The sequence below is a fragment of the Paenibacillus litoralis genome (assembly GCF_046244365.1).
Classification (GTDB): domain Bacteria; phylum Bacillota; class Bacilli; order Paenibacillales; family NBRC-103111; genus Paenibacillus_V.
In genome coordinates this window covers 4,780,559-4,804,456 of record NZ_CP176395.1, presented here as the reverse complement: position 1 = coordinate 4,804,456, position 23,898 = coordinate 4,780,559, and the positions used below count along the sequence as shown (strand labels likewise).

20 protein-coding genes and 2 pseudogenes are annotated in these 23,898 nt (G+C 47.4%); 11 read left to right on the top strand and 11 right to left on the bottom strand.

Going from position 1 to position 23,898, the window contains the following annotated elements; genetic code table 11:
* Nucleotides 1-195 precede the first annotated feature (195 nt).
* Nucleotides 196-948: an aldo/keto reductase gene (locus ACKGJP_RS19955; protein WP_409340569.1), complete on the bottom strand. Its 753-nt coding sequence runs from the start codon at nucleotides 946-948 to the stop codon at nucleotides 196-198.
* The gene (locus ACKGJP_RS19950) at nucleotides 945-1,178 is read right to left on the bottom strand and encodes an aldo/keto reductase (protein WP_409340568.1); all 234 of its coding nucleotides are present in this window, start codon (nucleotides 1,176-1,178) and stop codon (nucleotides 945-947) included. The genes ACKGJP_RS19955 and ACKGJP_RS19950 overlap by 4 nt, the downstream gene beginning before the upstream one ends.
* Before the next feature lie 116 nt (nucleotides 1,179-1,294).
* Here ACKGJP_RS19950 and ACKGJP_RS19945 point away from each other — a divergent pair, with 116 nt between their 5' ends.
* Nucleotides 1,295-2,725 (top strand): PLP-dependent aminotransferase family protein, encoded by a 1,431-nt coding sequence (locus tag ACKGJP_RS19945; RefSeq protein ID WP_409340567.1) that lies wholly within the window; start codon nucleotides 1,295-1,297, stop codon nucleotides 2,723-2,725.
* A gap of 152 nt (nucleotides 2,726-2,877) precedes the next feature.
* On the opposite strand, the gene ACKGJP_RS19940 is transcribed toward ACKGJP_RS19945, so the two are convergent.
* A complete protein-coding gene (locus ACKGJP_RS19940) occupies nucleotides 2,878-3,258 on the bottom strand; it encodes a VOC family protein (RefSeq protein WP_409340566.1) in 381 nt (126 codons plus the stop codon).
* 139 nt (nucleotides 3,259-3,397) lie between these two features.
* Here ACKGJP_RS19940 and ACKGJP_RS19935 point away from each other — a divergent pair.
* Nucleotides 3,398-3,709 (top strand): annotated as a pseudogene (locus ACKGJP_RS19935) (6-aminohexanoate hydrolase); the annotation flags it as partial.
* 258 nt (nucleotides 3,710-3,967) lie between these two features.
* On the opposite strand, the gene ACKGJP_RS19930 reads toward ACKGJP_RS19935, so the two are convergent.
* Nucleotides 3,968-5,404 carry a DHA2 family efflux MFS transporter permease subunit gene (locus ACKGJP_RS19930; protein ID WP_409347202.1) on the bottom strand — a complete coding sequence of 479 codons (1,437 nt, stop codon included), beginning with the start codon at nucleotides 5,402-5,404 and terminating at the stop codon, nucleotides 3,968-3,970.
* Between the two features lie 282 nt (nucleotides 5,405-5,686).
* Between ACKGJP_RS19930 and ACKGJP_RS19925 the strand changes: the two genes are divergently transcribed.
* Nucleotides 5,687-6,277, top strand: a complete 591-nt coding sequence (locus tag ACKGJP_RS19925) for a TetR-like C-terminal domain-containing protein (RefSeq protein WP_409340565.1) — start codon at nucleotides 5,687-5,689, stop codon at nucleotides 6,275-6,277.
* 92 nt (nucleotides 6,278-6,369) lie between these two features.
* On the opposite strand, the gene ACKGJP_RS19920 is transcribed toward ACKGJP_RS19925, so the two are convergent.
* Together ACKGJP_RS19920 and ACKGJP_RS19915 are read right to left on the bottom strand one after the other, a co-directional pair.
* Nucleotides 6,370-7,242 (bottom strand): DMT family transporter, encoded by an 873-nt coding sequence (locus ACKGJP_RS19920; protein WP_409340564.1) that lies wholly within the window; start codon nucleotides 7,240-7,242, stop codon nucleotides 6,370-6,372.
* Nucleotides 7,243-7,389: 147 nt separating this feature from the next.
* On the bottom strand, nucleotides 7,390-8,118 hold the full coding sequence (locus tag ACKGJP_RS19915; protein ID WP_409340563.1) for a helix-turn-helix domain-containing protein: 729 nt from the start codon (nucleotides 8,116-8,118) through the stop codon (nucleotides 7,390-7,392).
* Between the two features lie 327 nt (nucleotides 8,119-8,445).
* Between ACKGJP_RS19915 and ACKGJP_RS19910 the strand changes: the two genes are divergently transcribed.
* The 3 genes from ACKGJP_RS19910 to ACKGJP_RS19900 all read left to right on the top strand — a co-directional run bounded on the left by ACKGJP_RS19910 (nucleotide 8,446) and on the right by ACKGJP_RS19900 (nucleotide 12,487).
* Complete coding sequence (locus ACKGJP_RS19910; RefSeq protein ID WP_409340562.1) at nucleotides 8,446-9,750, top strand: MFS transporter; 1,305 nt, start codon at nucleotides 8,446-8,448, stop codon at nucleotides 9,748-9,750.
* A gap of 349 nt (nucleotides 9,751-10,099) precedes the next feature.
* The gene (locus tag ACKGJP_RS19905) at nucleotides 10,100-11,248 is read left to right on the top strand and encodes a HesA/MoeB/ThiF family protein (protein WP_409340561.1); all 1,149 of its coding nucleotides are present in this window, start codon (nucleotides 10,100-10,102) and stop codon (nucleotides 11,246-11,248) included.
* A gap of 12 nt (nucleotides 11,249-11,260) precedes the next feature.
* Nucleotides 11,261-12,487 carry a hypothetical protein gene (locus tag ACKGJP_RS19900; protein ID WP_409340560.1) on the top strand — a complete coding sequence of 409 codons (1,227 nt, stop codon included), beginning with the start codon at nucleotides 11,261-11,263 and terminating at the stop codon, nucleotides 12,485-12,487.
* Between the two features lie 37 nt (nucleotides 12,488-12,524).
* Here the strand turns inward: ACKGJP_RS19900 and ACKGJP_RS19895 are convergent, their stop codons facing one another.
* Together ACKGJP_RS19895 and ACKGJP_RS19890 are read right to left on the bottom strand one after the other, a co-directional pair.
* Nucleotides 12,525-12,947, bottom strand: coding sequence for a cupin domain-containing protein (locus tag ACKGJP_RS19895; RefSeq protein ID WP_409340559.1), 423 nt, complete (start codon nucleotides 12,945-12,947; stop codon nucleotides 12,525-12,527).
* A 525-nt stretch (nucleotides 12,948-13,472) separates the two neighbouring features.
* A pseudogene (locus tag ACKGJP_RS19890) lies at nucleotides 13,473-14,745 on the bottom strand (IS110 family transposase).
* A gap of 257 nt (nucleotides 14,746-15,002) precedes the next feature.
* Here ACKGJP_RS19890 and ACKGJP_RS19885 point away from each other — a divergent pair.
* The 4 genes from ACKGJP_RS19885 to ACKGJP_RS19870 all read left to right on the top strand — a co-directional run bounded on the left by ACKGJP_RS19885 (nucleotide 15,003) and on the right by ACKGJP_RS19870 (nucleotide 19,604).
* Nucleotides 15,003-16,583, top strand: coding sequence for an MHYT domain-containing protein (locus ACKGJP_RS19885; protein ID WP_409340558.1), 1,581 nt, complete (start codon nucleotides 15,003-15,005; stop codon nucleotides 16,581-16,583).
* 227 nt (nucleotides 16,584-16,810) lie between these two features.
* Nucleotides 16,811-18,208: a copper amine oxidase N-terminal domain-containing protein gene (locus tag ACKGJP_RS19880; protein WP_409340557.1), complete on the top strand. Its 1,398-nt coding sequence runs from the start codon at nucleotides 16,811-16,813 to the stop codon at nucleotides 18,206-18,208.
* 176 nt (nucleotides 18,209-18,384) lie between these two features.
* Nucleotides 18,385-18,624: an S-layer homology domain-containing protein gene (locus ACKGJP_RS19875; protein WP_409340556.1), complete on the top strand. Its 240-nt coding sequence runs from the start codon at nucleotides 18,385-18,387 to the stop codon at nucleotides 18,622-18,624.
* 128 nt (nucleotides 18,625-18,752) lie between these two features.
* Nucleotides 18,753-19,604 (top strand): nucleotidyltransferase domain-containing protein, encoded by an 852-nt coding sequence (locus ACKGJP_RS19870; RefSeq protein ID WP_409340555.1) that lies wholly within the window; start codon nucleotides 18,753-18,755, stop codon nucleotides 19,602-19,604.
* Nucleotides 19,605-19,744: 140 nt separating this feature from the next.
* Here the strand turns inward: ACKGJP_RS19870 and ACKGJP_RS19865 are convergent, their stop codons facing one another.
* Together ACKGJP_RS19865 and ACKGJP_RS19860 are read right to left on the bottom strand one after the other, a co-directional pair.
* Complete coding sequence (locus ACKGJP_RS19865) at nucleotides 19,745-20,467, bottom strand: amino acid ABC transporter ATP-binding protein (RefSeq protein ID WP_409340554.1); 723 nt, start codon at nucleotides 20,465-20,467, stop codon at nucleotides 19,745-19,747.
* A complete protein-coding gene (locus tag ACKGJP_RS19860; protein ID WP_409340553.1) occupies nucleotides 20,454-21,917 on the bottom strand; it encodes an ABC transporter substrate-binding protein/permease in 1,464 nt (487 codons plus the stop codon). Before ACKGJP_RS19860 ends, ACKGJP_RS19865 begins: the two co-directional genes overlap by 14 nt.
* 552 nt (nucleotides 21,918-22,469) lie before the next feature.
* Between ACKGJP_RS19860 and ACKGJP_RS19855 the strand changes: the two genes are divergently transcribed.
* Complete coding sequence (locus ACKGJP_RS19855; protein ID WP_409340552.1) at nucleotides 22,470-22,865, top strand: VOC family protein; 396 nt, start codon at nucleotides 22,470-22,472, stop codon at nucleotides 22,863-22,865.
* A gap of 252 nt (nucleotides 22,866-23,117) precedes the next feature.
* Here the strand turns inward: ACKGJP_RS19855 and ACKGJP_RS19850 are convergent, their stop codons facing one another.
* Complete coding sequence (locus ACKGJP_RS19850; RefSeq protein WP_409340551.1) at nucleotides 23,118-23,858, bottom strand: SDR family NAD(P)-dependent oxidoreductase; 741 nt, start codon at nucleotides 23,856-23,858, stop codon at nucleotides 23,118-23,120.
* Between the last annotated feature and the right edge of the window lie 40 nt (nucleotides 23,859-23,898).

The following is a 23,898-nucleotide window of genomic DNA, read 5'->3' as shown; positions in this document are numbered from 1 at the left end:
GATTTTTTTTGTGTTCCGCTAGCGGGACACGAACGTTCAAGAAAACAGCGGCAGTCTAGTACTTAATTTTGTCCTTCTAGGCTGCCGCCCTTACTTGCAGCAAGTCAGTTTCATGCTTATCTTACGAAAGCTGCCGATTGGGCATGCTCTTATTCCGGGTGCGTTTTCGCTGAACACCATTTCTGATGCGTGTGTTCAAAAGGAACGTAATATCTTCTCAATTTCCTCCATTTGTGCCGGCGTTAAAGGCCCGGAGGCAATCGCTAGCGTTAATTCCTCCACCTGTTTTCTCGTTTTGAAGCCGGGAATCGGAATCGTAACATCGCTTCTTCCCCATATCCATGCCAGTGCGCCTTGGACCAAGGTTCGTTCATTGCTGGTCAAAATTTCCTTGACCGCCTCCAGCTTTTCCAGATAGGAAGATACGGGCTTTCCATTTTTGAAATAGGTGACCCATTCATGGCGGCTTCCTCTCACATCCGTTTCTGCTAATTTGGATTCCGGATTGAATTTGCCGCTTAGCAGACCCATGGCCAAGGGACTATTCGTAATGCTTGTTAGTCCGTAGCGTTCGCATACCGAGATTATTTCATCATGATCCTTCAGCACATTTAAGGCGTGCTGAATAGCCGACGCATCCGATTTTTGCGCGAAAATTTCCGCTTGGGCAGCATCAAAGGTGCTCCAACCATAAGCACGGATCCGCCCATCCTCACGCAACCGGTTCAACGTATCGATCGCGGAATCCATCTCCCCATGACTCAAGTTACCTACATGGATTTGATACAGATCGATGTAATCCGTTCCGAGCCTCTTGAGCGATTTTTCGCAGGCATTCCGAATATAGGCGGGGGATACATCATGAAGGGCGTATACTTCTTTCGTTGATTCGTTATTCGTGTATCCGAATTTGGTCGCGATGACGACCTCGCTTCGGCGTCCTTTCAACGCTTTGTGCCCAGCACCTCTTCGCTATGTCCCGTTCCGTAAGCATCGGCTGTATCAAAAAAATTGACGCCCATTTGGACCGCGGTTTGGATCGCCACAATCGATTCTTGATCGTCGACTTCTCCCCATCCATCCGGAATTCCGTCCAGTGTAAAATTCCCTCCGATTGCCCAGCACCCTAGTCCGAGAGGACTTACGGCCAGATCTGTTTTTCCTACTATTTTTTTCATCAAAAAATTCCTCCCTATTCGAATCGACTTTCCTTTCCTATAATAGGAAGAAAAGTGGTTTGTCGGAAGATCCAATCGAGTAGTCATTTGAGGAACCAATGATGAGGAGTCGGTTTATGTACGGGATTTATATCGAGAAGCATTCACCGCTTTCTGTTACCCGGCAGATTTGTCACCAATTGCGTTTGATGATCGAGTCCGGACAGCTGACGGCCGGAACCCGGCTGCTCCCTACCCGGGTGCTTGCGAAAGAATGGGGAATTGCCCGTAATGTCGTGATCGAAGTCTACGAGCAGCTGACAGCCGAAGGGTACCTGGAAGGGCGTGTAGGCTCGGGCACCTATGTGGCCGAAGGAATTACTCCGGCTTTCCGAGCGCTGGCGAGCCACAATTCCAAGGATGTATCGGAGAACACAGGGGCTGATTATCCAAACCCGGATATCATCGACTTTGCGACCGGCATTCCGGACTTGGCCTTGTTTCCAAGAACCCTGTGGGGGAAGTACATGAAGGAAGCGGCTGAAACGGTTACGGATCAAGATCCAGGATACGGGGACATTCTTGGAGACCTGAAACTGCGATCCGCGATCCGTGATTTTGTCCACCGGACGAAGGGGATTCGATGTTCGACTGAACAGGTCGTCATTGTTTCAGGTGCCTCGGAAGGCATCTTCCTAACTGCCTTTTCCTTATCCTCCAAGTTTCATTCGATCTATCTAGAAGACCCAACAATCGAGTTAACCCGTGATATTTTTCAAATGATGAACTACGAGATTGTCCCTGTGGAGGTCGATCGGAATGGAATGAATATCGATTCGCTGCCTCAGTTCGCGCCGGGACACTTGATGCTGTTGACGCCGTCACACCAATTCCCTTCCGGAAGCTTGCTGTCTATTCAGCGGAGGCAGAGGGCGATCCGTTTGGCGGAAGAAGCGGATACGTTTCTTATTGAAGATGATTACGACAGCGAATTCCGGCTAAAAGGCATACCGGTACCCGCTCTCCAGACACTGTCGCCTACCCGGGTCATCTATGTAGGCACATTCAGCAAGACGCTATCGCCAAGTCTGCGAATCGGGTTTCTTATCGTCCCGCCAAATCTGGTCGATACGATTGTCACGATGAAAGATAAACTTCATCTATACACCCCGCTCCTAATTCAAAAAGCGTTAAGTCGGTTCATGCAGGAAGGTCACCTGGATCGTCATATCCATACGATGAAGAAAGTGTATAAGAAGCGGAGAGAGGTACTGAAAGATCGGCTCCATCACACCTTCGGAAAAGAAATTTCTATATTGGGTGACGAAGCAGGCATGCATCTTCTGGTTCATTTCCACTCTAGGTCGCATGCGCTTCTCCCATGGAAACACACAAGTACCTACGGGTTTCGGATTGAACGATCCGACGATTACAAGATAGGAGACCGCCCCAATCGAGCGGAAATCGTACTTGGGTACGGAAATTTGACTGCGGAGAAGATCGAAGAAGGCGTACGGAGAATGCACAAGTTTGTATCTTCCAACCAAGTAACCTCATCTTCACAATGAATCGCACTACCTGTAGCGGAGTCAAAGGGCAGCCATTGACGAGAAAATAACTTCCTAGACTGCCGATTTTCTATTGAACAATCGTTTCCTATTAATGGAAAAGGCGGCCGACAATGCCTGTCAGCCGCCTAAACGGATCGCTTTTTCCCTATTTACTTTTTTTCCATTACAGCAAAGTAATTTTCTTCATGATCTGCAAAGTTAAATACTCTTCCGGAAGGCAAATTTACAATTTCTCCGACTTTGACATGTTTATTTGATAAGTCGCTATGCAATCGATCGAAATGTTCCCTAAAAAACATTAAAGAAGGTGTACCGAGATTTAATCCAGGCGACATTTTAGCAACGAATTCCTTATTATGGAGAATGATGCTTGTGTCTGCGCCCTTTGTAGGAGCAATTTCAATCCATCTCATTCCTTGACCATTATTTTCTTCGGAAATGACATGAAATCTCATTTTTTCCGTCCAAAAATCCAGAGCCCCATCTTGGTTATCTACATACAACATAATTTGTCCGACTTTGCTAATCATAAACGTTCCACTCCTTTGTATGAGTAATTCCCAAACTAGATGTTTCTAATCCTTACAATAGGTACAAGTTTCTTTAATTTTGTTGAAGCGCTTTAGACTGTCCAGGCTCTAAGCTTCCATAAAATACCGATCAGCAATGCTAAATCCCCGTGATATGGCGCGGTTTGGTTTGCTCTATCTGAACCGAGGCATTTGGAACAATAAGCAAATGATTCCCGCGATATGGATTGATGAATCGACCATGATAAACCCCAATAAATACGGGTATCTATGGTGGCTGCACGAAGAGCAAGGGGTTTCAGCATACCTAGCGCTTGGCGATGGCGGTAATGTCATTTGTTGCATTCCGGAAAAAGACCTAGTCGTAGCGATTGCATCAGCATTCATCATGAATCCCCGTGACAGGTGGACATTGATTAAGGAACGGATTATCCCGGCTGTAATGGACTGATCATGGATAAACAACATTTGCATGTGCTCAAAAGGAAACGGTAGACAAATCCATGCTCAGACAAATTTAGTATGAGAAACGGCTAAAATCGGACATGAACAAAGGGGGAGGACGGCTCTTTCAGCCGCGTGTACAAACGGGCGATTATAAAATCGATGCTTGAGTCATGAATTTTCGTGCAACCAGGGGCGGAAAGACAAGAGCCGGATCCTATCAGGATCCGGCTCTTGTCTTATTTCGGTGCTTCCATTACGGTTCTCAAGCTTCCAAGACTCTTTCCTTCTTCAATGACACTATGGATTCCTCTTCGGAGGCAACATGTACACGTTTAATCCAGAAGGAAAGCAGCAATCCTAGGACGCCGATTCCAATAATCACGACATAGGCGTCATTGATCCCTTGGATGGAAGCTTCCATCATCAAATGTTCTTGCGTTGCGCCTTTCGCCCCTTCCGAGGTCATCATGTCCGTAAGATGAGTTTTGGTGCGGTCTGTCATCACGGTCACGAGCAGTGAAGTGCCTACGGCGCCGGCCACTTGTCTAATGGTGTTAGAGATAGCCGTACCGTGCGCGTTGAGCCTGGACGGCAACTGGTTTAATCCTGCGGTTTGCACCGGCATTAAAAGCAAAGCCATCCCGATTCGTCTGCCCGTAGACATAAGTACCAGATAGGTGTAGCTGGTTGAGTCCGTCAAATCAATAAAGCCGATAGTGGTGAGGATCGTAATAATCAATCCGATAATGGCCAGCCATTTGGCCCCAAAACGGTCGAATAGCTTTCCGGCAACCGGCATCAGGAAGCCCATCACAAGCGCGCCGGGCAGCAGCAGCAAACCGGATTCCAAGGCGGTGTAGCCGCGGGCATTCTGTAAGTACAGCGGAAGCAGCATCATATCCGCATACATCACCATGGTGACCGCGATGTTGATGACGGTCGTTAAGGAGAACATCCTATATTGGAAGGCTCGGAGATCCAGAAGCGGATTCCGGGAAACCAGCTGCCGCCATGTAAACAAGGCGAGGGCTACGATGCCCGCAGCAAGAGAAGCGAGTACCTCCGTGCTCGACCACCCTGCGCTGCCGGCCCGGCTGAAGCCGTACAGCAATGCGCCGAATCCGATGGTGGAAAGGGTAACGCTAAGCATGTCGATTTTGGTATAGACCCGTTCCGATACGTTTCTCAAATAAATAAACCCGCAGACGATTACTAGAACGGCAAGGGGAATCATTCCATAAAACATCGTTTCCCAAGCATAATTCTCAAGAATGTATCCGGCAAGCGTAGGCCCGATGGCAGGGGCGAAAATAACGGCAAAACCGACCATACCCATGGCGGCGCCTCTCTTCTCGGGAGGGAAGAGCGTCAAAATGACATTCATGAGCAGAGGCATAATGATACCGGCACCGGCTGCCTGGATCATGCGCCCCGTCAAAAGCACGGTGAAGTCTGTAGCTATGGCGGATACGATCGTGCCTGCAAGAAAGATCAACATAGAGGCTTGAAATAACTGGCGTGTGGTAAACCGCTGCATGAAGTAGGCTGTGATCGGAATAAGAACGCCGTTCACCAACATATAGCCTGTTGTCAGCCATTGAGCCGTTGTGGCCGAAATGTTGAAATCACCCATTAACTTAGGGGTGGCAACGCTCATAACCGTTTGATTCAGAGTCGCAAGAAAGGCGCCTAAAATCATAATGAACAAGACCGGTCCTTTTCTTATGGTACTGCTTTCTATTGCCTTGCCTGTACTCAACCTGCTCCATCCTTCCATGATGCCTAGACTAAATTTACAACGTGTAATATAATTTACATTGTATAAATTAGATTATATGCAGAACAATTGGGTTTACAAGCGACAAGTATGCAAGAAATGTAAATTAGTCTACAGGGAATTGTATGTTGTAGTTTATCTCCCAAAAATACTACGTAAGCCGGGAAATTGTAGTTTGCTAGGTTAATGGAAAAGGGAGGACATATGGATAATAAAGCGTCCCGCACCGATCCCCGCATACTCCGCACGCGTCAATTACTTAAAGATGCCTTTATTGAATTGCTTCAGGAAATGGAAATCGAGAAAATATCGGTCAATCGTATCGCAGAGCGCGCTACCATCAACCGTGTTACTTTTTATTTGCACTATCGCGACATACCGGATATGTTGGAAAAGATGGCGGATGAGATGATCGAGGACATCAGAAGCATTCAGAGCCATGTACCTGAGAATCAGAATCCTACTGAGGATGATGATTGGCCGTTATTGGTAAACCTGCTCGAGCACATTGCGAAACATGCTAAATTTTATAAAGTCATTCTCACCTCGAAGCGCACGCCGATCTTTACGGACCGGTTGTTACATCTGCTTACCGAATTAATTACTGCAAGAGTAGAGAGAATGGGGAGCGAATCCTTTATTTCAAATGGAATGATTCAAAAGGATATTGCCATCTGGTACGGCTCCTCCGCCTTGATCGGCACGATCGTGGCTTGGCTTCGAAAAGATATGCCATACACGCCGCTCTATCTCGCCAAGCAATTTACGTTGCTGCGCTCCCTTAAATACAGTTAACCTTTAAGACCTGCCGATGAAGCAGGTCTTTTTTGCATACAAATTCGAGTAATCGTTCGCAATAGAGCCTGTATGAATGAGATTGTCTGGGGTTAGTTTCTTGTAAGTTTCTTAATGTTGCCTGATAAGAACAGCCCGATAACGACAACGACAGTCGCTGTCATATCGAATAGGGTCACCGGTTCATGGAGAAAAATCGCCGCCAAAATGAAGCCGAATATGGGGGTCATGAATAACCAATTATTAGCTGCGACGGGATCCTGCTTCAACATATAGAACCAAAGCAGCATAGTCCCGATTGAGATGATGAAGACCAGCCATATGAGCGAACCGACGAAATGAAAATCAGGTACGAGGAAAAACTTAACTTTCTCCAAAACGCAGGCAAATGGCAAGGAGAAGCTGCCGCCAATGCATAGCTGCCACGTATTGATAACGATACCCGGCAAATCTAAGCCGACCTTCTTGAAATAGACACTTCCGAAGGCCATCGAGAGCATGCCGATCCCTAAAATAATCAATCCGCTTATACTTGCCACGCCGTTAGCGATAGATGGCCATGCGGCAATCCACAAACCGGCTGCTGCGACAACCATCCCTAGCCATTCTTTTAACGAAATGCTTCGTTTTAGCCAAATATAGGATAGGAAAGCGACGAGAAAAGGATTCGTCGCCACGAACAAATTAAACAAGCCTGCCGGCACATAGCTAAGCGACCAAAAGGTCGCTCCCAAATAAATGGTCGTATTTAGCAGACCTAACCCGATTAGCGGCAGCCATTGCCGGGATCGCGGCCAGGGATATTTCCGGTTGAAAACATAAACATAAAGCAAAAGAAGCAATCCGGCAGTTAGAAATCGGAACGAACCCAATGCTAAAGGTGTTGTGGATTCCAGGCCGAACTTCGTGGCAATGGCCGCAGAAGACCATAAGAGCGCAAATAGTAAACCCCATACAATTGACATCCTTTATACTCCTTAAAGTGAAATGCCCAAAAACCGCGATTCACCGAAAACCACGGTTTGCAGGGGAACTTGGCCATGCTCCGGTCAAGTTCATATTCATTTTAAAGGGCTGAGCATGAGTACTTTTATCCGGATATCGGAATTTTTTTACTCCTTACCGTGTATGAAATGCTTTTTTCGGTATAGACTCGGCGTTGTTTTTTCATTTTTTTGGAACAAGCGTGTCAAAGAAGATTGATGCTCCAAGCCTACTTGAAGAGCAATCTGCAGAATGGAGAAGCTGGTTTCTCGCAGCAATTGCTTCGCCTTACTCAACCGGACTTCCTGAAGATAGGCAGACGGCGATTTTCCGGTTTCCTTTAGAAACCATTCCGTATAATAGGAACGATTGAAATGCTCAAGCGCTGCCAACTGCTGCACCGTTATGTTCTCGTCATAATGCTCATGAATAAATTGAATGGATCTAGGTCGTTGCTCTTGGAGTAAATGATGCGAAATATAAGGATACAGCTCCATAAGAGCAGACCGTTGTTCGTCTTGCTGGTCCAATTCATTCAAGATTAGATAACGAATTCCTCTCCACTTCCTGTTCAAAGAGTAGGAAATCCCTTTATCGTTCATCCTGCTGGAGGGAATCATCTTATCCGGTATATCCAAAACCAGAAATTCATTGCGCACATTGGAATAAAAAGTATGATCGCATTCAGGAGGGACGTATAATAGCAACTGGTCGTCCAATAGAAAATGTTCCGTTCCTGCTTCAATAGCCAATTTGCCTTGGAGAGGCAAAATCAATTGCGCATAGGAATGAGTGTGCTTCACATGAGAGGCGGTATACGTTCGTTTTTCCGCTACAAGCTCTTTACAGGTATCCATTTCAATGCCCCTTCTTAAAGTCTTGCCAATAACACGTTGGCACAATTCTACGTTTAATTTATGTTCGTAGCAATGTCATAAAAAGGAAGAAGAACGAAAGGGAGACGAGAGCTAACTAATCGACTAGGATGAGGCTTGCCGGCATGATAAGCAGCTTCGTTACGAATGGACAGATTAGATGAAAGATAATCCTTGACACTAAAGAGTGGCGGCTTTACCATGGGCCATATCCCATGTAGAGCATTCGACTATTTCACCCGAAGGAGATGCTTTAGTATAAAGATTGGCATCTTACTATAAATAACTGGAAAGGTGTGGTTCTAAGCGATGACGCATGAACCTCATAGTCTAAGAGACAACCAATCTCGAGGTTACGCCGGTTCCCTAGATATGCAGCAGCAGTTGTTTAAACGTTCCTTGATCGTTGTAGTCATATCACAAATTTTTGGGGGTGCGGGGCTTGCTGCAGGCGTAACGGTCGGCGCTCTCCTTGCACAAGATATGTTGGGAACAGATCGTTTTGCAGGTGTTCCAGCCGCCATGTTGACTCTTGGCTCTGCGGTGGCCGCTTTGCTGCTTGGGCGTCTTTCACAACATTACGGGCGCCGGTTGGGGCTTGCCGCAGGGTTTTTGGCAGGCGGTCTTGGTGCAATTGGCGTAGTAGGGTCTGCAGTAAGTCATAGTATTGTACTTCTATTTGTATCGCTGCTTATTTACGGCGCAGGCACAGCTGCAAACTTACAAGCGCGTTATGCGGGAACAGATTTAGCTAAGCCTACCCAGCGGGCAAAAGCGATTAGTATAGCAATGGTTTCGACAACTTTCGGCGCGGTTGCAGGTCCTAACTTGGTTGAAGTTATGGGTCGATTTGCAACGTCAATCGGGGTCCCGGCCCTAGCGGGTCCTTTTATTTTAGCTGCCGCGGCTTTCATCCTTGCAGGTATGGTATTTTTGATTTTCCTACGCCCAGACCCATTGGTCGTATCGAAAGGAATACTTAAAGCACAGTCAGATCTGAGCCAGTCAGCAACTGCGCAAACGAACTCGGATACAAATAACATCAGAGGCTTGTTTATAGGGGCAACCGTAATGATCTTAACTCAAATCGTGATGGTCGCAATTATGACAATGACGCCAATTCACATGAAGCATCACGGGCATAGTTTGGGGGAAGTAGGATTAGTAATAGGAATCCATATTGGCTTCATGTATTTTCCTTCCCTCCTTACAGGTATTCTAGTTGATAAGATCGGACGCATAGCCATGTCAATAGCTTCGGGAGGTATTCTACTGACTGCCGGTATAGTTGCAGCTGTAGCGCCTGCAGATTCTATGTTGGTTCTAATAGTCGCTCTTGCATTATTGGGACTTGGTTGGAACTTTGGCTTGATCAGTGGTACAGCACTTATAGTAGATGCCGCCGGTCCTGCAACTCGTGCAAAAACGCAAGGAACGCTTGATGTATTAATAGCACTAGCTGGGGCATCGGGTGGAGCACTGTCCGGCATGGTTGTTGCTCAATCCAGTTACGCAACGCTGTCGCTTGCCGGAGGCGGCCTTGCACTTTTACTGATCCCGGTAGTGATTTGGGCCCGCAGGGGAGTGGCATCTGACAGTAGCTCTCTTAACTAACGGGAGCGTTTGCCCGAATTACAACTTGATTGATAACGAAGGAGTTGCCAAGCGGCAGCTCCTTTTTTGCTGTCTCTAACGTCCAGTGAAGTCTGAAATGGGGTTAAAAAAAATCATCCTCCTCAAGTTTCCAATATTGGTTTAGAGTAACAGTATCGAATGTGGGAGGTGAAAATAATGAATATCGAAATCCGTGAAGTAGAGGACCTTACTCCAACCATGTATAAAGGAGACGGAATGGATACCCCGTGGGACGGTATCTCCACGATTTAATGATTTAGCTTTCGGCAAGAAGGTCGTACATAAAAGTACGGCCTTTTCCATTCTTTTTGACTGAGGTGAGCGATAAATGAAACCTAGATTGAAGGAGTTTTATCGAAATCAAATGCAAGCAGCCAATCAGGTCATACGGATTCAAACGGATCTTGTTCGACTCGAAATCCCGGATCCGGATGGAACCGTTTATTACTTTATGCATCAATTGACGGGACAGCACACGGTAGAGGAACTGGCGCAACTATGCAATCTATCCGAGGAAGACGTGAAACGCGGAGTTGCCATGCTGCACAACCATAAGCTGCTCGACAGCGATGCAACGGACACGTATGGATTGACTCCGCGAGAACTGCAGCGTTACCGAAACAATTTCACCTTTTATTCGGTGCACGAATCGATGCATGAAAATCGGTACCTGTTCCAGGAAAGGTTGAAGCATAGCTCCGTCGCCATTCTCGGGTTGGGCGGTGGCGGGTTGTTGGCCGTTTGGTTAGCTGCGATGGGGGTAGGCAAAATCGTTGGCGTCGATCATGATCGCGTAGAATTGAACAATTTAAATAGGCAAATTCTTTTCACGGAAGACGATATTGGCAAGCGCAAGACGGATGTCATTCGCGAACGCCTCCAAGCCATGAATCGTGACATTGACGTTCAGGTTGTGAATCGGCAAATCGATAGCGCCCATTCGGTGAAAGACATTATTAAAGACGCGGATGTCGTCGTTTGTGTGATCGATACGCCTCCCGTGCAGGCATCCAGATACGTGAACGCCGCTTGCCTTCACTATCGAAAGCCTGTTTTTCATGCCGGACTTCGCCATGGCAGCGGGTTTATGTACCGGGTAGTTCCCTTCGAAACGGGATGTACGGATTGCTTGTGTATGCAGTCCATTCGCCGCAACTCCAAAGTATTCGACACGATAAAATCCATAGCTAGCGGTGAGCTGGATAGCCGTTCCTTCATGAATCCGTCCTTCGCTCCGAACGTATCGCTTCTAACCTCGGTACTGGCTTCGGAAATAGCCAAATATTTAACGAACTATTCACCCGTTTTTCCATTGCCGTATACGAAAATAAACCTGCAGGATATGAGGTTTACCCATGAAGAAATCAGCCGAATAGAAGACTGCCCCAGCTGCGGGAGAAATAGGGATATAGGCGCCGAACCTATACCATTAGATGCCTTGGTAAAGCTTGGGTCGGAAAAAATGGCCGCAATTTGAGGGGAGACGAGTATGAACCATGAAATCCATTCAGAATCCAGAGTGATCCTGACGCATCTGGCCGTACAACAAGAAGGACAGGAATACACAATCGGCGATTCCCATATTCCCAAGTTTATTCGCGTGCCGGAACCTGCGGTTCTAGTCATACAATTAGCCGACGGCAACCGGACACTACATGAGATTAAAGAGTTGATCCAGCAGGAAAAGGGGATTGTTGTGAATGTTGTAGATTTTGTCGCAAAGCTGCTGGCGCTTGGGCTCGTTTTCAGTATAGATGGGAGGAAAATGGTAGATTACGATAGCAGTCAGGCGTTCCGGCAGGAATCCTGGCAGGTAAGGGCAGGGCGCATTTTGTTTCATGAGTGGATGGCTAGATTCTACGTGATAAATGTCATTGTCGTAATCTTCCTATACGCGCTTAAACCATCTCTTTTACCGCACTTTCGGGACGCTTTTTTGCTATATGGAATTGGAGAAAATGCCTTGCTGATCTTTATCATCAGTAGTATTCAAATCGTTATTCATGAATGCGGTCACTACTTCGCAGCCGTCGGCAAGGGGGTCAAAACGAACATTCGATTCAGTATTCGTTATGTGTTCGTTGCAGTGGAAACTCAAATGACAGGGTTATGGGCGCACCCGAAGAAGAAAAGATATTTGCCTTATCTAGCCGGAATGGCCTGGGATTGCACGCTGCTGCTTATTTGCTTGTTCGTGCAATTATCTGCGATTGAGAGTACTTTCGTCTATGGGCTATCCCGGCTGATCGCACTCGCTCTATTCTTTTCTGTCCTTTCCCAGTTTTTGTTCTTTTTGAGGACCGATGTTTATTATGTGGCCGTTAATTGGACGAATTCTGCGAACCTCCATCAATCAAGTAAGACTTTTCTGAGATCCATCATCCCTTATAAAAGAGAAGAGAGTAAAGGGCGGTGGGAAAGATTGCCTTCGGGTGAGAAGAGAGCGGCAAAGATTTTTTCCATCTTTTACATGCTCGGAATCGCTACCCTCACTTTCATACTTGTAGTATTTACAATTCCGGCCTCTGTTACGGGACTTTCCATGGCTTTTCATCAGGTTGCCCATTTCGCCGTTGATACGGTGTCGTTCTGGGACGGCGCGATCATTTTAACGCTTATGCTGATTCGACTATCGCTGTATTTCATAGGTGCCAGAAATGTTTTCCGCGACCGCAAGATCCGAAGAAGAGACTTGAAAGCTACCGGCGTAAGATAGAAATGGCGTACTTGGTTAAACCAGATACCTATTAGCACTATTCCGCCCAGGACACCGGCTTATCCAGAATGACGCCATCAGTCATCACCCATTGGCGGAGACTGTCCGCTTGGGCTTGAATCACGATGAAATACAAATCCCCATTACCGTTATTGCGGAGCGTGCGTTCGCCTTCAGGCTTTACGCGAACGGCCGTTCCTTCCTTGACTGAGAAAATTTTTCCATCCACTTGAAACTGACCGCAGCCGCCAATGAATAGGTATAGCTCTTCATTCTCGCGATGTGTGTGGTAAAAGGGTACTTCCGCTCCCTCTGGCAGTTGGTTAAGTGAGACTTCCATGCCAGTTAGTCCAAGCTTGTCTTTCAGAAAGTACTTGCCTGCAGCAGGACCCTCCGTCACACTCAGAAGATCGCCAAAAGAACCCGCTTCCACAACGCTAAAATTGATTCCATTCTTCATCACCCAACAACTCCTTCGTGAATTTCTCTGTCCATTTAATATTAGCGAAAAGATGATGCTGATGTTTCTTCTCGATTGCTAACTATTTTAATAGAGTTACAAATTGCAAAATAAATAAACGACAATTGAGCTCCCTCAGAGAATAAGGATTTTCTTACGAATGCTCGCTCATTCGCAGGATTTCAATATGCATGTTAAATAGGAGTTCAGGTGTTTGGGTAGTGTGGGGCAGGCAGTTCCGTTAGAGCGTATGCGGGAACAGAAGGTGCTGAACATTTTTACAACATCTTCCATAAAAATGGTATGCTGCACGCTTCTCTCCACAAGGTCCTTGGGGATTCACTCTCCCAAATCTCGACGGGTCTTTGCCCTCACATTCCTTCGTCCTATCTATCCAAGGTGTGGAGTCCGATCAACGTTAACGGAACGGGTCTATGCCCTAAAGCGTAAAAATCTCGGTACTCCGTGCTTTCTTTGTCAGATCCTGCGAATGAGCCAATCTACGTGTCTGGGTTACGATTTACTTTATGCTGCAAACGGTGGCTGGGCCTTATCCATGGAGAATGTTTGTCCTTCTCTCGCCATGGCTACAAGCATCCGGGCCAGTTTCCCAATCAGCTTCATCATGGACTGCATTTTCGTCATTCGTTTCACTTCGGTATTGTGCGCATGCATGGCTTGGAACGCTCCATTGAAAGATAACAGGTGAAACACAGTGAAGTACAGATGCTTACGCAGTAGTGAGTTGCCTCGTTTGGTGAGCTTGATTTGCCCCTTATACTTGCCGGAACTTCGTTCTGCTAAGTTCAATCCTGCCTTTCGCAATAACTGATTTCCGTGAGACAGCTTACGTAAGTCCCCGCCAAATGCTAATATGGCAGCCGTTGCAGGAACGGAAGCACCGACAGATCGAACGAGATCTGAACAAGGAATTTCAGGCAGTATTTTTTCAATCATCTCGTCCGCTTCATCAATGATTCGGCAGATTCTTTCATACTCTTCGATGAGGTGCCTTAGCTCCCATTTGTCTTCTTCAAGGGCAGTAGTGTCTCCCACGCTATGTCTAGCGAGTGATTGAAGCTCCATTGCCTTGTTCTTACCTCGCACCCCGCCAGGTCTGGCCATGTACTCACCCCAGATCTGTACCATTTGCTCCGGAGTTAGCAGCAATAGGTCAGAAGGGGCTGGGAACCGACGCAAAGTGGCCAAAGAACGATCGCTAAAAATGTCATCAAATGCTTGTCTGTATTCTGGAAACCGGATATCGAGCCAGCGGTGGATTCTGTTCTTAATCCGTCCTGATTTAACAACCCAGTGCTCTCTATTTGTAACTATAACCCGTATGCGGCGGAATGCTTCATCCTTTGGAGCGAAGGGTGTGTAGAACCCGCGACTCATCGGCGATGACCAGAGCATCCTTTGGGTCATTCTTGGAAGGTGAGTTATCTCTGTTTTCCTTATTGCGTTTGGTTGTCATTGGATTGACAAGAGCCACATCAATTCCTTGACCCACCAACCAGTTGGCAATATTGAACCAGTAGTGACCGGTGCTCTCCATTCCCACAACGACGTCATTCATGCCGTGCATCTTCTGTAATTTCCGAATGCTATGTTCTAAATGCTCAAATCCAGCAAGGTCATTCGAAAATAGAATAGGGCGCTTGATGAGGACAATACCTCGAAAATTAATGGCTTGTGCTGCGTGTTTTTCCTTGGCAATGTCGATGCCTATAACCAGAGTGGTAGTGCAGATTCGTTCTACACGTTGATTTTGAGACTTAATTGGATTAGACTTCATGATAACGCCTCCTAAGGTGAGTTCTGAGGGCTGCAACCCAGTACATACTCATCGTAGCGAGGCGTACTTTTTTCTGCAAATTCAATCTGCTAACACCTACAGGAATGTTAACGGGTACATTTGCTCAATGAACACATTCAAGGCTGCCAGCAGATCGGCAGCCTTTTCTCACGAACGGGTACAAGCTATAATAGGAGCTAGAATTCTTCGTTTCGCGGCAGATTCTGACAAAAGAGCACATGGATAGGGGAAAAGGGATGGAGCATGTTCATGGGTCGTATGATACGGCGTTGGTTATTTTTTCATATGTTGTAGCTGTTGTGGCCTCTTACACCGTTCTCGATCTGGTTGGAAGGATAACCACGTCCAAGGGAAGGAACCGGTGGTTATGGCTTATGTTTGGCGCATTTGCCATGGGCATGGGGATTTGGTCTATGCATTTTGTCGGGATGCTCGCTTTTTCATTACCGGTTTCGGTCGCTTATAACCTGATAACGGTTTTGGTATCGGTCTTGGTGGCCATCCTCGCGTCTTTCATTGCCTTATACGTTGTCGGACGAAATCAGTTAACCCTGCGCCAATTGCTCGGCGGCGGGGTGATGCTTGCCTTCGGCATTTCGGCTATGCATTACATCGGGATGTCTGCGATGGTAATCGATATCACGTATGATCCGGTCTATTTTGCACTCTCTATCGTGATCGCGCTTATCGCATCTATTGCAGCATTATGGTTGTCGTTTTATTTTCGCAAAGGCGGGGAGCGCGGCGAGGGATGGAAGAAGCTGGGCAGCGGATTGATTATGGGCGCCGCTGTCGTTGGTATGCATTATACGGGTATGGTGGCTGCCCACTTTCATTTAGGAGATAAATCGACGTTATCCTCGGGCATGGTGCTGGATCAAAAATGGCTTGCTTATTTCATTTCGGGGGGCACGTTGTTTACGCTAGGGTTATCTTTGCTCGGGATTTTCATCTCCAAAAGGTTTTCTTATAAAGAATCGGAAATTCAGGAAAAATCGACTGAAATCTATTTGATGAACCAAGAGTTGCGGCAGTTGAACGAAAATTTGGAGGAATTGGTGAAGGAACGCACAGCGCAGCTGGAACAAGCTCATGACGAAGCCATCAAGGCAAATAAGATCAAAAGTCAATTTCTCGCCAATATGAGCCATGAACTGCGTACGCCGCTCAATGCCATTATCGGGTACAGCGAAATGCTCGCGGAAGAAGCCGAAGAACTTGGCGAGCGGACATTCGTGGAAGATCTGGGCAAAATAAGCCATTCGGGCAAACATCTGCTGTCACTCATTAACGATATTCTGGATATCTCGAAGATTGAGGCCGGCAAAATGGACATTCACCTTGAAACTTTTGATTTGACCGGGTTGATTCAGGATGTGATAACGACTGTCAAGCCGCTTATGGATGGTAATGGAAATCAGTTGGAAACCCGCTCTGTAGAAGGTGAAATGACATCCGATGTGACAAAGCTGAGGCAAATATTGATCAATTTGCTCAGTAATGCGAGCAAATTCACCAAAGATGGCGCCATTGTCTTCCATGTTTACCGCGAAACCCGAAATAATAGGATGGGCTACTGTTTCAGCGTCAAAGACACGGGCATCGGAATGACGCCTGAACAAGTCGGGAGGTTATTTCAGCCCTTCATGCAAGCCGATAGCTCAACGACACGGAAATATGGAGGAACCGGACTTGGACTGGCCATTAGCCATAGCTTTTGCAGGTTGTTGGACGGTACAATTGATATCGAAAGCAATATAGGAGCAGGCAGCACCTTCACGTGCTGGCTCCCGATTTCTCTCCATAATAAAACTTGAGTAAGGCTGCCGACATGGGTCGGCAGCCTTTTGTCAACTAACGGAGCGGATACAAATAGGTGCGCCGCTTTCTAAGACAAACTTGGGGCTTTCCGCCAGAAAAGGGAAGCCTTTTTGCGTTTTTGGGGGAAGGGTGAAAGAAATTCATCCTCCTCAGTTCGTTTTTTCAGGATTACAATGGCTTAGATAAGTGATGTAATAGGAACCTAAGGGAGGCAATTATTCAAATGAAATCGTACCGTAAAACCATCATATCGGCGCTTGCAGGTTTCGTCTTATTGAGCGGCATGGCCACGGGGAACAACATTTCTGAGGCAGCGGAGCAGGCCGCTTCAGGGGGGATACAAATTAAACAATTCCGGTATCTCGATAAGGAATTGGACCGCATTTCCCTGGATACGACTGCGAAGCCTGACGGCACCCGGGACGGTCATCTTGACCTGCTGCTCGATGCAGGGGACGGCGTGGAAATTAAGTCCGTCACGATGAGAACGGCCGATGCGGAAGGCAAAGCTACCAGTCACGGCATTTGGAAAACATGGAAGGCCAAATCGGGAGATATCGGCAATTTGCTTGCGGTCGTCCGGGACGGAAAAATCGTCAATACCACGTTTCAAGAAACGCTAGGCACGTTCAAAGGAATGGCGCAGCTGGAACTGTATGCTTCGGATAACAACGGGATGAAGCCGGGCGAATATTATTATTTGGAAATCGAAACAAACAAGGGCGTAGTGAAATCGTCCGTCACTCCGTTTGCCGAAAATGAAACTTCCTATGCACCGGTTGTCATCCGGGAATTCAGTTGGAAGGATTTGGACTCCGACGAGACAGGAATCGCCGAGTTTGGAGCCGACGGCCGGAAAGACGGTCATTATAAGCTAAAGCTGAGTTTTGCGCAAAAAACGGAGGTTTTGGCTGTAATCCTGCGTTCCACCGATAAAGACGGCAAAGAAGCCTATCAAGGCATATGGAGGACGAATCGGGCCGGCACCGGCTGGCTCCTCGGAATCGCGCAAGGAACAACCGTCGTGACGCCCGGCTTCAAGAAAGATGTAAAAGAGCCGGTGGGCTCTTTCAGGGGGAACGTGACATTCGATTTATACGCCAACAATAACGGTTCTATTAAAGACGGACAATATTATACCGTCGAAGTCGAAACGGCTTACGGGACGGTTATTTCTAAGCCGGTGAAATTCGGAGATCCAGCATCCCATTATGTGAACGATGCGGCGTTTCCCTTTAAAACGATCGCTTTGAAGCTGGATTCGACGGCCGCTTCCGTCGACGAACAGGACTATACGCTCGAAGTAGCGCCGTTTACGCTAGATGGCCGCACCATGGTGCCGATCCGATTCATCGGAGAGGCTCTGGGGGCCAAGGTGGACTGGAACGGTGAAGATAGACGCGTGACGCTAGTGAAAGAAGGCATCAAGATCGAACTTGTCATCGACCAGAAGCAGGCATCCGTGAACGGGGCGGTGAACGTGCTTGATGCACCTGCCATCATCCGGGACGATATCACGCTGGTTCCCGTTCGATTCGTCAGCGAGAGCATGAACATGAAAGTGTTTTTTGACGACGGGGACATTGTGATTACGGATGCCAAGGGACAGAAGAAACTTTAAGGTGGGACTTTTTTGATTCCGAGTCATTGGAAGTCTCGCAAGGTGAAAGTAGCTTTTCATACGGTTATGATCTTTCTTCTTGTTTTTGGAAATGTTGCGCCTGTATTACAGGCATCGCCTTCTCTATCCGGCGTTTCGGACGATCTGATAGGCCGGTTGCCATTACCCGTGCGGAAATGACGAAGCTGCTTGTGGAGTCGCTGATCGGTGCCGGCTTGCTTAGGCTCGAATCTTCGGATTCCTCCGCCTTTCGCGATGTTCCGGCAAACGAGTGGTACTATGCCTACGTCGCGGCCGCTTCGCGTGCAGGAATCGTAGAGGGTGCGGACGGCTTGTTTCGTCCGGGCGACTATGTGACCCGGGAAGAAAACGCATTGCTTATCGTGCGCACGGCCGAAAGGCTGCCAACGGCTTGATAGAGCAGGTCGATGGCAGCCTTTACTCACATAAAGGATAGGATAGTTTAAAAAAATACTTTCCATACTCATTAGGAACTAAATTGACTATTATATATTATAGTCATACTTGGAACGGAGTGAGAGGCATGGATGTGCAATTCATAGTTTCAGAAATTTGCGATCGTCTAAAGCAAGTCGACGGTGTACAAGCTTTGGTTCTAGGCGGTTCAAGAGCAAGGGGAACGGAAAATCCCAACTCCGATATTGATATTGGTATTTATTATAACGCCAATAAGGAGTTAGACATTGCCCAGCTTAGCCGTGCAGCCTCCGTCTTGGATGACGATAATCGAGACAACTTACTTACAGAAATCGGTGGCTGGGGACCATGGATTAATGGTGGGGGCTGGCTAAAAGTGAATCAAAAACCGGTCGATTTTTTATACCGTGATCTGAACAAGGTGTCAAATGTAATGGAACAGTGCTTCGCGGGAGATATCGCAATCGATTATCAACCGGGACATCCTCATGGATTTATCAATTTGATATATTTAGCTGAAATAGCGTTGTGTAAGGTGTTATGGGATCCGTCAGGTGTTGTTGTTGAAATGAAGAACAGAACAAATCCATATCCACATAGTTTGCAAAAAGCGATTATTCAAAAATTTTTATGGGAGGCATATTTCTCCTTTGAGATTGGGAGAAAAGGCATCTATAAAAAGGATTTATCTTATATCGCCGGATGTTGTTTCAGGTCTGTTTCTTGCTTGAATCAGGTTTTGTTCGCATTGAACGAAACTTACTGGATGAACGAAAAAGGAGCTGCAGCCATCGCCGATTCATTTAGCAGGGTGCCAAGCCAATACTCCTATAAAATAAATGACATCTTGACCTTAGTCACAGAAGAGCAAACCGGTTTAGAGAAGGCGCTAGGAATGTTACATGATCTGATTCAAGAAACAGATACGCTAGTTAAGAGTAAAGGTCTAACTAATTAAACGCAGGTTAATGGAGCAAATAGGAAGAAATTTACTACTAGTGTAAAAAAAGGGGGCAGTCCCCTCAGGTCTTGCAAGACCTTGTGGGACAGCCCCTGTTCTTCATGCAGGAAGGGCATTCTGCCAAAGAGAACCCCTTGTTATAGAACTTTCGCCAAAAAATCCTTAGTACGGGCGTTAGACGGGTTTCCAAACACCTGCTCCGGCGTCCCTTCCTCCACGATCACGCCTTTATCCATAAACACAATCCTGTCGCCTACTTCACGGGCAAACCCCATTTCATGAGTCACGATAATCATGGTCATGCCCCCTTTAGCCAGCTTCTTCATGACATCCAGCACCTCGCCAACCATTTCTGGGTCAAGTGCCGAGGTGGGCTCGTCAAATAGCATCACATGCGGCTGCATCGCCAAGGCGCGCGCAATGGCAATCCGCTGCTTTTGCCCGCCGGAGAGTTGTGAAGGGTAGAGATCCTTCTTGTCAGCCAGACCGACCGTGTGCAGCAGCTCCATCGCGGTTTTCTCCGCTTCAGCGGTTGATAGGCCTTTCACCTTGACAGGTGCAAGTGTCAGATTTCGCAGAATGGTCTTATGCGGAAACAAGTTGAAATGCTGGAACACCATGCCCATTTTCTCCCGGGTGGCATTTATGTTGTGCCCGCGGGCTGTAATGGACTGGTTCTCAAACATGATTTCACCGCCGCTGGGTTGCTCCAGCAAGTTGATGCAACGCAGAAAGGTGCTTTTTCCAGAGCCGCTCGGCCCGATGACAACAACGACCTCCCCGCTGGCAATGCTGATATCGATTCCTTTGAGAATTTCTGTTTTCCCATACGATTTGCGCAAATTTTTAACGGTGATCACTTGCTCCCATCCTCCTTTCCCATACGCCGAGCAGCTTGGACAGCATGAAAGTCAATACAAAATAAATCGCGGCTGCAATAATGAACGGGCTCAGTCCCTTGTATGTAATGTTCTTCACGATACCCGCCTGGTACATGATATCTGCCATCCCGATCACGGATATGATGGACGATTCTTTGATAATCGTAATAAACTCGTTTCCGATAGCGGGAAGGACGGACTTGAACGCCTGCGGCATAATGATATGGCGCATCGCAAGTCCTCTGCTCATTCCAAGTGAACGGGCCGCTTCCATCTGCCCGCGATCCACGCCTTGAATGCCCGCACGGAAAATTTCCGCCAAATAGGCCGAACTGTTCAGCGATAGCGTAATAATACCGGACTGCAGCGGAGTAAAGTTGATACCCAGAGTTAAAGCGAGCCCATAGTGAATGATCATGAGCTGCACCAGCATCGGCGTTCCGCGCAGTATCTCGACATACGCTGTACCCAACCAGGTTATGGCCCGGATGCGCGACATCCGCAGCAGACTGACGATGAGGCCGATAATGAAACCGAATAGGACACCAAGAGCCGACAGCAGCAGGGTATAGCCGAGGCCAAGCGCATAATAGCTGCGGTATTCCCAGAATGTCGTGAAAATATTGCCGGGCGGCTGCTGCTTTTCAACAGACAGCCGGCTCGCTTGTTTAACCAACTCTTCAATACTGTTATCGCTTTTCAGACGAGCAATTGTCGAATTGACTTTGGCCAGCAGTTCTGCGTTGCCTTTGCGGATGCCGATGGCCGCCTGAACAGGCGCATCGTCCGGAACGGCTTCAGAAAGTATAAGCCCTGTGTCCTGCAGGTAACCGATCGCAACGGTGTCTTCCAAGATGACGGCATTAACCCGTTTCGTCTGCAATTGCAGAACAAGGTCCGGTATGCGGTCCAGGGATGTAATAACAGCATTGGGAATGGATTGCGCAATCTCCTCCTGAACGGAGCCTTTTTGCGCACCGATCTTATCTCCCTTGAGGCTGTCTATCGTTTTATAGCGTTCCTTGTCTTCGGTACGAACCATTAATACTTGCTTGGATTGGTAATAGTTGTTCGAGAAGTCGATGCTTTGCCTGCGTTCATCCGTTGGTGTCATGCCTGAGATGACAAGATCGACTCGGCCGCTCTGCAAGGCGGGCAGCAGGGCATCAAAGCTCATACCCTCAATAACAAGCTTCGCTCCCATGTCCTTGGCGATCTCGCGTGCAATATCAATGTCGAAGCCTACAATCTGATCTTTCCCGTTGATCGTTTTATGAAATTCATACGGCGCAAACTCGGCGCTGGTACCCAGTACAAGAGTGTTCTCTGACTGGCTGCCTGCCCCAACAGCGGTCAGAACGGGAAGACCGGCCAGCAGCACCACCAGCATCGACAGCATAAGAGCCGTACAACGGTAAACTTTTTTCAACCTATTTCTCTCCTAACTTGTAGTATGTACATGGACCCTGAGCAATTATAAAGGAGTATGAATGATTATGCAATTACCTAAATATGGTAAATGTTCTGCCAACAAGATGGTGATGTCTCTAAACGACATTCCCCACAAGAACATAGTATTGCCGACTAGTTATTAAGCTAAAAGCGGAGATATCTTTAGTAAGAGAATCTGTTCAAATCATCCAATCCGATTGTATGAAATACCCCGCGAGATCATTGACAATTTAGGGATCGTTAAGGACATCAGATTTCCAAGACAAGGTCATACCTCTGGAGTGGTGGAGGGTTCGGTGACCCAAGATACGATCTTTCATTAGCCATTCGTCCCAAGCCTAACGCTTTTGAAATCGAAAGACGGACTCTACTCTTTTTTCTAATTAGGGATTCAATTCTAAATTTTTTTTTCGGATCTGTCGATTTTGTCGTTTCCCGTTCGTTGTGTAAATAGAGTCCGGGTAACACGGTGATCATCCGGTTCGCCCGGCAAACCAAAAAAGAAACCATAAACGAAAGGTTGATGAACATGAAAGCACAGCTAACTCCTTATTTGATGTCGAAGGATGCACGATCGCAAGCCGAAATGTACACGAAAGCGCTCGGAGGCGAAATCCTATCGGTGATGACTTACGGTCAGACGCCGGGAACACCGGAAGCGATCAAGGACAAAGTCATGCACATGGCAATAACGGTAGGCGGCGGGAACACGTTGTTTCTGTCCGACGCTTTTGAACCGTCCGAAAGCAATCGCAGCATCGCACTGGCTTTGGCATTTGAATGCGAAATCGAAGCACGGGAAGCCTACGGGAATCTCAGTGAGGGCGGTACGATCAAATTTCCGTTCGAACTTCAGTCTTGGGGGGCTTATTACAGCGAAGTGGTAGACAAATTCGGGGTCACATGGCAGATCGTCAAACAGTAAGGCTCATACGATAGAAGCTATCATTCAAGCTGCCGCGGAACCGCATGTGTGTAGGAATATCATCGGGAGCGGCTCTCGCGTTCGAGGCCCGCAAGGAGAGATGAAGGCGATCCGGTTAAGGCCAAGCGGGATCATACGGAAATAATCAAGCATGCAGTTGAAAATAGCCTCCGTTTATTTCACCTATAAACGGAGGCTATTTCTTTTGCATTCGATAGTGGATGATGGGGATTGGTATGCTGGTTCAACAGGTCATAATGTTTGTCCGCTGTCCACCGTTATGATTTGACCTGTCATTGCTTCTTGTTCCAGAGCTGCACAGATCATACTTGCAATATCTTCAGGGGTTGAAAGGCGTTGCAGCAGGAGATTGGGAGCTAACCTATTCATTTGGTCTTCTCTTCCAGCCCACCATCTTGTCGCTACGGCTCCAGGTACCACGCAGTTGACTCTAATATTCGGGGCTAAGGCGCGCGCTAAAGATTTCGTAAGACCGTGAACAGCCGCTTTGGAAACGGCGTAGGGAAGAGAGGAGCCTAAACCTGTCTGTCCCGCTATACTGCCTAGATTGACTATCGCTCCCCGTTTATTGATTTTCATAAAAGGGGCAACGGCGCGCGCGCAGAAAAACATGCCTTTGACATTAATATCATAAAGCTCATCCCATACTTCTTCCGTTGCCGCTTCCAGATCATCAAACGGGATGTGCTTTGTAATGCTGGCATTATTCACAAGCAAGTCGATGGTTCCGAAGTGCCGGGCCAATTTATCAACCATCTCCCTGACTTCCTTGTCCTGCGAAACATCCGCTTGTATGGCAATTGCACGCCCGCCTCTACTATGAATGATTCGCGCCGTTTCTTCGGCCTCGGCTCTAGAACGCGAATAGTTCACCCCTACGTGTGCCCCTCTCTCTGCTAGTGCCAGGCAGGTAGCTCTACCGATCCCTGTACCGCCGCCGGTAACAAGAGCCACTTTGTTTTTTACATTCATTTTCGTCATCTCCTTGTGTTCCAATATTGTAAAAATAATT